We start from the raw sequence: 11,077 nt of genomic DNA on the forward strand, positions 1-11,077 counted from the left end.
GTAAGCATTCAGCCGTCAGCTAATGGGCTACGCGCACGCTGCGCGAACAGCTAATGCGCGTAGCCCATTAGCTGAATGCTTACCATTAACTCAATTTTTTTTTGAAATTCGAATAAATCCCATCCTAAAGAAGTTTTTTTGTTCAAAGTCAACGAATTTTCCCCTGACTTTGAACAAAAATCAAAGTCGGATTTGCGTACGCAACCAGAATTTAGAGTACTCTCAAATCGACCTTGGATAACACGGCCAATAATTGAGCAATGTTTTGGGCTTATTGAGAATCAACCGGGTGATTAGAGATTTTTGATACTATTGTTTACTTTTTAACTGTAAATTTTGATACACAATTAGAGGCATTTACCCTGTTTATGAGGTTTTATATGAGGTTTATGAGGTTTGATATGAGGTTTGATATGAGGTTTATGAGGTTTATGAGGTTTGATATGAGGTTTATGAGGTCAGGGTAAACCCATCTAATTTGGTATAAATGGTAACAGACAAAAATCTTATTAACTGTAAGCATTCAGCCGTCAGCTAATGGGCTACGCGCACGCTGCGCGAACAGCTAATGCGCGTAGCCCATTAGCTGAATGCTTACCATTAACTCAATTTTTTTTTGAAATTCGAATAAATCCCATCCTAAAGAAGTTTTTTTGTTCAAAGTCAACGAATTTTCCCCTGACTTTGAACAAAAATCAAAGTCGGATTTGCGTACGCAACCAGAATTTAGAGTACTCTCAAATCGACCTTGGATAACACGGCCAATAATTGAGCAATGTTTTGGGCTTATTGAGAATCAACCGGGTGATTAGAGATTTTTGATACTATTGTTTACTTTTTAACTGTAACTTTTGATACACAATTAGAGGCGTTTACCCTGTTTATGAGGTTTTATATGAGGTTTATGAGGTTTGATATGAGGTTTGATATGAGGTTTATGAGGTTTATGAGGTTTGATATGAGGTTTGATATGAGGTTTATGAGGTTTGATATGAGGTTTGATATGAGGTTTATGAGGTTTGATATGAGGTTTGATATGAGGTTTATGAGGTTTGATATGAGGTTTTATATGAGGTTTGATATGAGGTTTTATATGAGGTTTATGAGTTGACAAATACTTTTAATTAGAGTTAATCTTTATATCAAAGGAAGCAAACTTTCCTTTCTCGAATACAATTACGAGTTGTGAAACAGATGAAAAAAACCATACCCTTGCATGTCTAGCGCGTACTAAAGAATCAGTTGCCGTGGGAATAGGTCTTGCGTTGCAGAACAAATGAACTATGTACCATCAGAGCAAGCTTAAACCCATGAGGGGGCTAGAGATTTAGTACAAATGTTCTGCATAAGTGACATGCTCCCAAACAGACTTGAGGAGTTACACCGAGCGGAAGTACTCAACGCAATTTTATAGCTGCTATCAACAGGGAGTGCTGGGAAGATGGTGCCCGATGGTATCCTCACTAAATGGCAACAAAAAAAGAGTTGGGGCTAGGATAAATAGAATGATATATTGACTGGCCTAAAACTTTTAAAACAGGCTTTTTTTGCTTGTCAAGTCATTTTTAATACTGTCTTGTTGAGGGTTGCTCAGGGTAAGCTATTAGCCATCAGCCATCAGCTATTAGCCATCAGCTATTAGCCATCAGCTATCAGCCCTCAGATATCAGCTATCAGCCATCAGCTTATGCGCTACGCCCACGCTACTTGAGGGGCTATCAGCTCAGTTCGCTGATTGGGAGCTGATTGGGAATAGTTCCCAATCATTATTTTGGTCATCAATTCGGTCATCAAGGGTGTTATGGAAAATAGCAAAATAACCACAACCCAACTATCTTTACCCAAAGGCGGCGGAGCGATTCAGGGCATTGGAGAAACGTTTCAGGCTAACGAATTTACAGGAACAGCAGGGCTGTCGATTCCGATTCCGACAACTCCTTGCCGGGGTTTTGAACCGCAGTTGAGTGTTCAGTATAGTTCTGGTTCGGGAAACGGGCCTTTTGGTTTGGGGTTTGCTCTAGCTATTCCTATTGATATGGGGGCAGGAAGTCAAGGAATGCCAATCGCCGCTACTCGGAATAGGGTCAGCTCGCCCGATAGAGGGAACCGGAAAAACCCTAAGAAATTGGAAAGAGGGGGAATTGTTGAGGAGTTTTGGCAGCAATGGAGCCAACATCAAGAGGCTCTTTATCGGTGCTGTCTGCAGTTGATGAATTTCAACCCAACGGATGCGGAGGATGCCCTGAGCCGGGCTATGCTGAAAGCTGTTGAAAAGGTGAAAAAGTTTGCGGGGAAAATTGCTAACTTCAAGGCTTGGTTGCGGAAGCTGACTTACAACGTATGCATCGATATTATCCGAGAACGTTCTCGGGGCCCTGCGGCTGTAGAAAGCATCGAATGGGTGGGGAATACGGAGGAAATGAGTACGTCGTCTGCGGTGGAGTCGCCAGAGACCTTTCTGGAAAGGGAGGAGAGATCTATAGAGATACGAAGAGTGATCGCTTCTTTACCCGAAAGGATGCGGGAAACGTTTATTTTGCATTTTTATGAAGAGCTTACCCATACAGAAATTGCCGAGCGGCAAGGGATATCCTATGACAGCGTATGTAAGCGCATCTCAATAGCTCGCAAAAAGCTCAAACAGATGTTGAGCGCCTATTTCATTGAGTCGGAAGTGGCTGTGCCCAGCACGGCAAGCTCGGAAGCGGGTATCCAAAAGTCGGGCAAGAAATCAGAAGATTGGGCGGAAGCCTCAGTGCAGCCGAAGAAATCGCCTACCCCAGGCGAATATGGAGAAAAGCAGAAGGAAAGGTCGGCTGAAGAAAAGAAAGGGTTAGAGACGGCGACGGATTCGGCAGAAATAGAGTGCGCCGAGGTGGTAGTGGCAGAAAAACCAGAGCGTGTCGATGGTGCAGTCGGGCCAAGGGAACTGGTTGACGAGAATATTTCTAATTTGATTAATGTTAGTGACGAGCTACCCCTATGCTCAAGAGAGGCTGTTGCCTTGCCCAGTTCGATGTTGGATGAAACTTGGGCGGAAAGGGGAGGGGCGATCGCTTCGTTATCCAAGCAATTGCGCAATAGGTTTAGTTTGCATTTTTATCGAGAGCTTACCCATCCTGAAATTGCTATGGGGCAAAAGTGGATAGTCCCAAATTCGAGGATGGCTCCTGTTTCCTTGCAGGATTCTACAAGGGATGATATATGGACAGAAAAGGGAGGGGCGATCGCTTCGTTACTGGAACGAGGGCGCTCTAGGTTGATAAGGGGTTTTTATCAAGAGCTTACCCATCTAGAAAAGACAGAACAGGATTTGTGGAAAGCTGACGCTATTGTCAATACAGTCTGTTTTGTTGCTGAGTCAGGACTTACGCAAAGCCCCCTAAATAACCAAATTATGGGTAACTTTGACATCATTATTCTCCAAAATTGGGTGTTTAGGGGGGCAAAACCAACTCAACTTCGTAAGTCCTATGAGTTTGACACGGGATGAGAGATTGAATGAAAATTAAGGGGGCGATCGCCTGACTGCCTGACACATCTGTGTGAAAACTAGGCTGATCAGGTTCTACACTGTAATGACCGGATGCGCGAAAACCAGATCTGGTCGTAGTAATCAGACTTGGCTTGATGGCTAGCAAAGCATGGTTGTGGATCAAGAGGCAACAATGGTACTGGCGTTAAAAGTAGCCGACCTTTATTGACTACGCCCTTGAGCCAACGCAGACCAATTTTGAGATAGCTGAGGCCTCGAAACCAATGGGGATCTACCTGTCGCCGTAAGCCAACAAGAAGAACAGCCATGCCACGGGCGGTGGTGGCGTAAAGCAAGGCCACGGCAGCCACGGGCATAAGCCGCTAAGCGTGCAACAGCTGAGCGAATGCGAGAGTCTTCGAGCTTCTTTGGCTCCGGATTTGCGATTCTATAAATAGTTCCTCTACCCTAAAACGCAAACCGTATTGCCACAAAGAAAGTAAGGTGGGAGGCTGATCGGTAATAACGGCCCAGGGCTCCTTGACCCCTTTGACCTTGGCTAATACAAGATTACAACGATGTACTCCATCAAGCCATAGACCAACATTACGATAAAAGACAGCTTCTCCTAATGGTGGCCAGAGATAGCTGACTTCAACGGGATAGCGATGGGGGCCATGAAGCAGTACATCACAGGGCAATCGTAGGCAGTAGTGCCAATTGCTAGCTTGTAACCAACTAATCAGATCGTGGTTTGCTTTGCCCCGATGGGCTTTCAACATCACATCAGGATGTTGACTTCATAGCCACTGGCTTCGACGTAACTTGGGTCGATATGTATCGAAGGCTACTGCCGCGCTGTTGTGTTCCAGTACCCGCCATAGGAATGGTACGGCGCGACCACAACAGACCACCGATAGATGAATCATACAGTAGCGATTCCAATTGACTGTGGTATCGAGGGCAAGATCTAGACGGTGAGACTGCCAATCTTTTAAGGCGAGTAAAAAAGCGGGGAAAATAAGCGCGACTTCACACAAATGGCGAGTATTGCTCAAAAAGCGCTGCCAAGGCGCGTTCAACACTTTGGGCAAATTTGGCACGACTCGGGACATAAGGCTCCGGTGGCCGGTTGGCAAAACTATCCACTACAGATTAAGGCGCTGGCCAAAAGGCCACGCTACGCGAACACCATCCAAGCATTAGCTTTGATATGACGCAGTACGCGGTAGCGGCTGTATTGACGCAAAAAGTTAAATAGCTGATTATAAAGTTGGGTAGAGTAAGACATGCTTGCTGTTGAGCTAGTTGTGTAGTGACTCTTGCGCTTGCCTATCACTCTGCCCCAATTCTAGCAAACAACGTCATTGCAAGCTTTGAGCCACTTGTGTCAGGCAGCCAGGGCGATCGCTCTTTCCCGAATAGCTACAGGAAAGCAGGTTTTCCGAATAATCTCATCCCGACCTGACTTTGACGGGCTAAAAATGGAAAGCGAGAACTTCCGTAAGAGGAGGCAGGCAGACGAGGGAAAGGGATTGACTTGGATGGGGTATACGTAAAAAAAACGGGAATGCGGGTAAAAAATTCAGAAAATCAACAAGGAAAACGTCTGGTAGATGAGAGTGACGAAGATGACAAGGGATAAAGCTTGAGTCCAATGTGGTCAAAGCTTTCTCTGGGAGTTAGAATCACTCAGGTAATTGAGCAAAAATAAACAACACGAAACAGAGGACAAATCCAATGTTAAATTTAGTGAAAAAGACAGTTGTCACAGCCATCGCATGTCTGTTTACCATGATGCTTTTTACATCGGGATCGGCCATGGCAGGGAATTATCTGGGATTCAGCACTCCAAATTGTTCCGGCATACCAGTTCTTGAGGCTGATCATCCTATTGAAGCCTGCTTTGCTCAACCCGGTGTTGTATCATGGTGGGATTATGCCGAATGTCATCCGTGTGATTTCTGATTAAGTGCTACCCATGTAGCGATTGGAGTGGAAAAAAGCGCATTAACTGTTTTGTTATCAGAGACTAACTCAAGCCTTATAGCGCTTTTCAAGTTGATGGAATACAAAATTGTATTGACTTGCTATTCGGCTCAACAATGACCTGTAGTAAACTATCTTGAAAACCGCTGTAACACTCCACTCCTAACCCATACTCCTTAAGGGGCTCCCATTCCTTGGAAGTACCCTTAAGGGGTGAAAATACAGCTACAAGAAAGATAGACTGTATAATAGACTGTATAAGGGATAGAGCTTTTATGCCTTTGATAAAATTGAGGTGTTTATGAGGTTTGAGATTCATCAGATCAGTAGCGAGGTCTGACCAAAGTTCCATGGATCGATTCAACCCATAGAGACCCATATAATCCTATCCAAAAATAACTGTGTATTTTAACAGAACGTTTCTTTTCATTCGGGCGACAAATATACTCATTAACTCTCATTTTTTTTTGGGAAATATTTTCCCTGGAAACTGGCTAGGTTATAAGCGAGAGTAATGAGCGAAATAATAGCCATAAAACGCGGCTTATTAACTATCGTATTTTGTCAGATTATATTATCCAGTTTTGTAATGTTTGAACATTGTTTCAATACCCCAACGATTCCCATAAAGCGACTGCATCAAGACAATTATAAAGTCAGTTGACTCTTCTGGAGACTTGTCAGGATATAGCGTTTCTAGGACTCATGAGGTACAGTAACAACAATGAGTTAACCAGTTATGAATATTTTCTTGAGTCACCTTCAGCATTGCGGAGGTAATCCCATCAATTAAATCTTTATAGGTTCTTGCTCCGATTTTTTTTAAAGTACTTTTAACTTTTGATCAAAAATTTTATATCGGTTCTCTTGGTGCGCGTTCACGCTTAGCTTTGAAAAAGCGCGGGGTCGCACCGCGAAAATTCGGGAGAGTAGGGGGGTAAATAAACTAGTTTAGCTCCAGCTTCTTCAATCACTTCTCTTACCATTTCTCCCAAATGGATTTTGGCATTATCCATAACAACACAGGCATTATCCCAAAGTTTTGGTACTAATTTTGGCCGAATAAATCCTTTGATAGTTGTGAACTTCTTGTTTTATTATTTGCTTGATTGTAAGAAACCACAACAGTTTTGCGCTTAACTTAAGCAAATTCAAAAACCTTTGAATATTGCGTACTCTGCTTTCATATTTTATTGGCTGTGGAAAGAGTTTTGCCAATCTCGATAAGCTAACATTTCGATGGTCTTGCAGGAGCAAGATTAACAATTGTAGAGTTAAATATTGGCAAGTATTCAGATGAGTCTCGAAGACGGTTTGGTAGAATTGTTCGCGTAGCGTGGCCGAAAGGCCAGGGAACATTATTGATTTTGGGGAGGTCTCATACCTCCCTATTTTTATAGATAAGGATTGGCTTAAAGCATTATTTTCTCTACTTTATAGCTCCCTTGTCACCCCTTGAGAAAAACCTCACAAACGTCTCTATTTTAAGTGAGGACTTAATGCTCTATCCATTATCCAGACTGTTTTATAGCCTTGTTGTCACCCCTTGATAAAAACCCTTGACAATTAATAATATAATCGTTATGATTATATTATTAATTTCAAAACCACTTTTGAACTATGCCTGACAACTTTCGCCCGAATCAAGAAAACAATCCTGAGGAAATCACTCCTAGTAATACTCCTCAGGAACCTTCTCCAAAAAAATACCCCGTTCAGCACATTCTTAAGGGCTCCCGCCGGGCAATAAGCAACACCATGTATACCCTTTCTGCACTGCGTTATGCCCAAATTTCCGACTGGAGCCCCCTTCAGCCGACGGGAATTCCTGGCGAATTCATCACCACTATGACGAAGTACATAATTCTAGATTAGACTAACTTAGTAGGGGGGGTTTCCCCCCTAGCCCAAGAATTAAGTCTGTTCGCCTAGGGTGGCCTTTGGTCAATTGGATCGGATTATTTCTGGGTTAGTGTACGAAGTTCAGGCATAGTAAAATTTCCTAGCCGTGGAAGGTATTTCTGCGGCTATTTTTTTTGGGGAGTTTAAGGTTAGAAGGTTTAAGGTTGAAGGTTAGAAGGTTGAAGGTTAGAAGGTTAGTTAGAAGGTTGAAGGTTAGAAGGTTGAAGGTTGAAGGTTGAAGGTTAGAAGGTTGTTCGCGTAGCGTGGCCTATTGGCCAAGGTTAGTTAGAAGGTTGTTCGCGTAGCGTGGCCTATTGGCCAAGGTTATGAGGTTGTTCGCTTTTGGTGTTCGAGAAGGGTAGGTTATTAGGTTGAACGCGATGGACGCGCGTCCCGCTTTTAGCGATCGCGTGGCCTATTGGCCAAGGTGATTAGGCGTTGCATATTGTCGTGGAATGGGGATGTTGGTGGAATGGGGATGTTGGTGGAATGGGGATGTTGGTGGAATGGGGATGTTGGTGGAATGGGCATCTTGCCCGTTCCATTTCTGACGGATGAATGCTTACGGGATTCCTAAATATGATCAGACGAATACATTCCTTATCTACCGAATTCAAAACTGCTATAATAACAAAAAGAGGTAATCAATAAAATGGAAAAGCTGACGGTTACTGCTACCCAAAAAGAGTTAATTAACCTAGTTGAATCAGTCACAGAAGAAAACAAAGTTTATGAAATAGAGGTTTCTAATGGCTCTGCTGTTTTAATCTCTCGAAAAAACTATGAAAGCTTACAAGAAACATTAGAATTACTTTCCATCCCTGGAATGAGGGAAAGTCTACAAATATCCCTTGAACAAATAACCAATCATGAAACCTACTCCCTCGATGAAGTCTTGGGAGACATTGATTAATGGTTGTAAGCATTCAGCTTAAGCGCTACGCGCACGCTACGCGAACAGTTCTCAGCGTTTTTCATAACTATAAGGTAGACAGGATTTTTTTCCTGTTCCCTGTTCCCTGTTCCCTGTTCCCTGTTCCCTAAAACCCAATAATTTGCACCTCACCCAATTGCAAACCGCTGTATAATGCTCGCTAACTAACCATCACACGCCGATTGTACTCCTCAACCAACTGTGCCTCATGTTCACCATGGAAAAATGACAGCAGAGCAAACCGTCGTCCTTTAATAACATCTGTAACCTCGTGAAGCAGGGAACAGGAAAAAATCAAAGCACTGCCTGTTTCCGGCTGATATAAATCTAATCCGTATTCTGGAAATCTTAAATAGCCCCCTTCATAGTTTTCCACATTCAAATTAATAGTCATAGCAAAGCGACGGTAGGCAGTTCCTTCCGTAGCATCATCCCGATGGGGTCGAAAATATCCCCCAGTATTAGCATCATAGCAACCAATCCGAAAACTCTCAAATCGAGTAATTTCAAAATGAAAAGCTTTCTTGATTGCAGGGCGAACCTGTTGACGGATGAAATATCTTAAACGTTGATGGGTTTCCCCTTCTTGAAGAAAATGGTCTCTCCGTCTTTTATAATCATCGTCCTCAATGGGAGTCAATTCTCCCTTATGCTCAATCATTGAATAGGACTCTTGATTGCCTTCAGTTTCCCAAACATTAATTAGGGTTTGACAAAACTCTCTATCTAAGACATTAGGAATAAATAAAACTGGCGCTTGATTAGTAATTTTACGGGGAGCTTCTGGAGAATTATTCATTATCGTTAATTAATTAAATAATAAAGGGAGTAGGTAATAGGTAATAGGTAATAGGTAATAGGTAATAGGTAATAGGTAATAGGTAATAGGTAATAGGTAATAGGTAATAGGTAATAGGTAATAGGTAATAGGTAATAGGTAATAGGTAATAGGTAAAAAATCCTGTGTACCTCAGGTGCTTTCCGTTGGCAAATTTAATTATTAATGCGGAAAGCACACCTAATAGCTAGAAAAAACGCTATAGCGTTTATTGCATGTATGAGGTACACGTATCAACTTCAAAGTCCCCCTTTTTAAGGGGGATTTAGGGGGATCCATTTGTACCTCATGGGAAAGAGAATTGCTATATATTTAATTACCAGTAGGATGCCTTAAATAACGCACCCTACTGGGCTGTTGCCTATTGCCTAAAATCCAAAATTTACTTCATGCCCGGATAATTATTAATCAAAAACCTTCTCCGATGAAACCTTACTCCTTGACTTCTGCCTTCTGCCTTCTGCCTTCTGCCTTCGATTGGGCTAGAGTATAAGTATTCAACCGGAGATGATATTACTTCACCAGTCCTAGTTATATAACATGACCTGGATGAAAACCAGGTTTTGGAGGACTGTAGAGGTCTTCGAGAAATGGCGGTGGTGGTGGTCCTTCCCGCAGAATGATACAGTCGTGGGGTGGCGGTGGTCCTTCCCGCACAATGATCCAGTCCTCGATTGGAGGAGGTCCTTCTCGTATAATTGGGAAGTCTCGTATGTCATGGATCAATTTCGTCCCCCCCTTGATGTCTTTAGTTTTTTCGTGACCAAAATTGGTCACATACTCTAACGATTGATCATCACTGGGAGAATCCAGTTCGTAGATTTTAACAAAACTCGCGGAATTCCCCACCTTCTTTAAAGGTGTTGAAGTTACCGTAAGGATAGGGTCGCCTTTATGGTTAGTCGATTATGGGTAAAAGGGTTAAAACTTTTTGATTAAGGCTCCACTATCCTAAGGTTTCGTCTCTGGGATGGATAGCGAGACGAGGACTTGTTGCGAATCGTGTTATAATAAAGTTGGTCGATGACCCGCCTGACTGACTAAAAGGCTACCTTAAAGGTGTAAAAGTACTAGCAGAGCTCAGGGAAGAGACAAGCCCCGGCTGGTTGGCCATAGAGCCGTAATTCCAAGGTGAGTCTGTCGAAAAACTATACATCTGCGGAAGGCGGATGTCTGCCTGTGGACGCTGAGTAAGACCAACGCTAGCTTGCTGGTTGAGGCATCGGCGGATGAAGCGGGAAGCCCATTTGACGAATAAGACCGTCCCTGATTTGAGTTGAGATTGGAAGCCCCAGCCTCAGCGAAGCAGGCTGGGGTACTTCACCCATGTTGCAATGTAACGTTAAGTGGACAAATTTAACACTATAGCGGTTTTGAATTCGCTGAGGTACACAATTTTTTGATTTTAGGGAACAGGGAATAGGGAATAGGGAACAGGGAAAAAATCCGGCGTTGCTGATTCTGGGTATGGTTTCGCCCCCCTAGGGCGTGTTTTCTTGCCTCGGAGATCCCCCGTTGGTCCCCCTTAAAAAAGGGGGACTTTGAGTATGGCTCCCCCCTTTTTTAAGGGGGGCTGGGGGGGATCATAATCTTGCGGAAAACTTTGAAAACACGCCCTAGCCCCCCAATTTTGCGGTGCGACCCGTGGCGAATTTAATTCGCCAACGGAAAGCGCACCGGCGGGGGAACAAAACTCTCAAAGTCCCCCGCCCCCCTAACCCCCCAAGCGAGGGATTGCTCGCTTGGGGGGAATTAGCGGATGCTTCGCTTTTTTAAAGATGGGGACCCACGGGGGCTTTAACAAAACCACATGATCGCGCATTCATTCCTTGATTCAGCAACGCCAAAAATCCTGTGTACCTAATAAGTATTTAAAACGCTATATTTTAAAATTAAATTACCAAATTTATGGCTATGATTATTGACATTTATCAATTTT

At 43.3% G+C, this 11,077-nt stretch carries 14 protein-coding genes and 2 pseudogenes; 7 read left to right on the top strand and 9 right to left on the bottom strand.

Annotated features, from left to right (window positions below; all coding sequences use genetic code 11):
- The first annotated feature begins 1,801 nt into the window (after positions 1–1,801).
- Positions 1,802–3,493: an RNA polymerase sigma factor gene (locus F6K38_RS27415; protein ID WP_287358226.1), complete on the top strand. Its 1,692-nt coding sequence runs from the start codon at positions 1,802–1,804 to the stop codon at positions 3,491–3,493.
- Between the two features lie 68 nt (positions 3,494–3,561).
- On the opposite strand, the gene F6K38_RS27420 is transcribed toward F6K38_RS27415, so the two are convergent.
- From F6K38_RS27420 to F6K38_RS27430, 3 genes are read right to left on the bottom strand one after another with little or no spacing between them, the layout of a single operon-like run.
- Positions 3,562–3,852, bottom strand: a complete 291-nt coding sequence (locus F6K38_RS27420) for a hypothetical protein (protein ID WP_287297182.1) — start codon at positions 3,850–3,852, stop codon at positions 3,562–3,564.
- A 6-nt stretch (positions 3,853–3,858) separates the two neighbouring features.
- The gene (locus tag F6K38_RS27425; RefSeq protein ID WP_008183801.1) at positions 3,859–4,257 is read right to left on the bottom strand and encodes a hypothetical protein; all 399 of its coding nucleotides are present in this window, start codon (positions 4,255–4,257) and stop codon (positions 3,859–3,861) included.
- Positions 4,258–4,275: 18 nt separating this feature from the next.
- Positions 4,276–4,533: a hypothetical protein gene (locus tag F6K38_RS27430; protein ID WP_287358228.1), complete on the bottom strand. Its 258-nt coding sequence runs from the start codon at positions 4,531–4,533 to the stop codon at positions 4,276–4,278.
- Here F6K38_RS27430 and F6K38_RS27435 point away from each other — a divergent pair.
- Entirely contained in the window at positions 4,516–4,692 is a 177-nt protein-coding gene (locus tag F6K38_RS27435; protein WP_008183803.1) for a hypothetical protein, read from the top strand. The genes F6K38_RS27430 and F6K38_RS27435 overlap by 18 nt on opposite strands.
- Positions 4,693–5,215: 523 nt before the next feature.
- Positions 5,216–5,443, top strand: coding sequence for a hypothetical protein (locus F6K38_RS27440; RefSeq protein WP_287358230.1), 228 nt, complete (start codon positions 5,216–5,218; stop codon positions 5,441–5,443).
- Between the two features lie 724 nt (positions 5,444–6,167).
- On the opposite strand, the pseudogene F6K38_RS27445 reads toward F6K38_RS27440, so the two are convergent.
- Both F6K38_RS27445 and F6K38_RS27450 read right to left on the bottom strand, forming a co-directional pair.
- Positions 6,168–6,543 (bottom strand): annotated as a pseudogene (locus F6K38_RS27445) (transposase); the annotation flags it as partial.
- Positions 6,544–6,550: 7 nt separating this feature from the next.
- Positions 6,551–6,823, bottom strand: a pseudogene (locus F6K38_RS27450) (hypothetical protein); the annotation flags it as partial.
- A gap of 261 nt (positions 6,824–7,084) precedes the next feature.
- On the opposite strand from F6K38_RS27450, the gene F6K38_RS27455 reads away from it, so the two are divergent.
- On the top strand, positions 7,085–7,339 hold the full coding sequence (locus F6K38_RS27455; RefSeq protein WP_287265387.1) for a hypothetical protein: 255 nt from the start codon (positions 7,085–7,087) through the stop codon (positions 7,337–7,339).
- Positions 7,340–7,765: 426 nt separating this feature from the next.
- Here the strand turns inward: F6K38_RS27455 and F6K38_RS27460 are convergent, their stop codons facing one another.
- Positions 7,766–7,897, bottom strand: coding sequence for a hypothetical protein (locus F6K38_RS27460; protein WP_267872026.1), 132 nt, complete (start codon positions 7,895–7,897; stop codon positions 7,766–7,768).
- A 121-nt stretch (positions 7,898–8,018) separates the two neighbouring features.
- Here F6K38_RS27460 and F6K38_RS27465 point away from each other — a divergent pair, with 121 nt between their 5' ends.
- Complete coding sequence (locus F6K38_RS27465) at positions 8,019–8,279, top strand: type II toxin-antitoxin system Phd/YefM family antitoxin (protein ID WP_287265388.1); 261 nt, start codon at positions 8,019–8,021, stop codon at positions 8,277–8,279.
- Positions 8,279–8,410, top strand: coding sequence for a hypothetical protein (locus tag F6K38_RS27470; protein ID WP_287265390.1), 132 nt, complete (start codon positions 8,279–8,281; stop codon positions 8,408–8,410). Before F6K38_RS27465 ends, F6K38_RS27470 begins: the two co-directional genes overlap by 1 nt.
- A 50-nt stretch (positions 8,411–8,460) precedes the next feature.
- Here the strand turns inward: F6K38_RS27470 and F6K38_RS27475 are convergent, their stop codons facing one another.
- From F6K38_RS27475 to F6K38_RS27485, 3 genes are all read right to left on the bottom strand, one after another.
- Positions 8,461–9,099 (bottom strand): 2OG-Fe(II) oxygenase family protein, encoded by a 639-nt coding sequence (locus tag F6K38_RS27475; RefSeq protein WP_287358232.1) that lies wholly within the window; start codon positions 9,097–9,099, stop codon positions 8,461–8,463.
- Positions 9,100–9,112: 13 nt separating this feature from the next.
- Positions 9,113–9,316, bottom strand: coding sequence for a hypothetical protein (locus F6K38_RS27480; protein WP_287358234.1), 204 nt, complete (start codon positions 9,314–9,316; stop codon positions 9,113–9,115).
- Positions 9,317–9,669: 353 nt separating this feature from the next.
- Positions 9,670–9,987 (bottom strand): hypothetical protein, encoded by a 318-nt coding sequence (locus F6K38_RS27485; RefSeq protein WP_287256888.1) that lies wholly within the window; start codon positions 9,985–9,987, stop codon positions 9,670–9,672.
- Between the two features lie 795 nt (positions 9,988–10,782).
- On the opposite strand from F6K38_RS27485, the gene F6K38_RS27490 reads away from it, so the two are divergent.
- Positions 10,783–10,914 (top strand): hypothetical protein, encoded by a 132-nt coding sequence (locus F6K38_RS27490; RefSeq protein WP_287253327.1) that lies wholly within the window; start codon positions 10,783–10,785, stop codon positions 10,912–10,914.
- Positions 10,915–11,077: the final 163 nt, after the last annotated feature.

This window comes from Moorena sp. SIO3B2 (assembly GCF_010692525.1).
Classification (GTDB): Bacteria; Cyanobacteriota; Cyanobacteriia; order Cyanobacteriales; family Coleofasciculaceae; genus Moorena; species Moorena producens.

Bases quoted from the DNA above. Each gene is read 5' to 3' on its own strand.
- F6K38_RS27415 (WP_287358226.1), top strand. From the start codon at position 1,802: ATGGAAAATAGCAAAATAACCACAACCCAACTATCTTTACCCAAAGGC.
- F6K38_RS27465 (WP_287265388.1), top strand. From the start codon at position 8,019: ATGGAAAAGCTGACGGTTACTGCTACCCAAAAAGAGTTAATTAACCTA.
- F6K38_RS27425 (WP_008183801.1), bottom strand. From the start codon at position 4,257: ATGTTGAAAGCCCATCGGGGCAAAGCAAACCACGATCTGATTAGTTGG.
- F6K38_RS27435 (WP_008183803.1), top strand. From the start codon at position 4,516: ATGGCGAGTATTGCTCAAAAAGCGCTGCCAAGGCGCGTTCAACACTTT.
- F6K38_RS27475 (WP_287358232.1), bottom strand. From the start codon at position 9,099: ATGAATAATTCTCCAGAAGCTCCCCGTAAAATTACTAATCAAGCGCCA.
- F6K38_RS27420 (WP_287297182.1), bottom strand. From the start codon at position 3,852: ATGCCCGTGGCTGCCGTGGCCTTGCTTTACGCCACCACCGCCCGTGGC.
- F6K38_RS27460 (WP_267872026.1), bottom strand. From the start codon at position 7,897: ATGCCCATTCCACCAACATCCCCATTCCACCAACATCCCCATTCCACC.
- F6K38_RS27470 (WP_287265390.1), top strand. From the start codon at position 8,279: ATGGTTGTAAGCATTCAGCTTAAGCGCTACGCGCACGCTACGCGAACA.
- F6K38_RS27455 (WP_287265387.1), top strand. From the start codon at position 7,085: ATGCCTGACAACTTTCGCCCGAATCAAGAAAACAATCCTGAGGAAATC.
- F6K38_RS27440 (WP_287358230.1), top strand. From the start codon at position 5,216: ATGTTAAATTTAGTGAAAAAGACAGTTGTCACAGCCATCGCATGTCTG.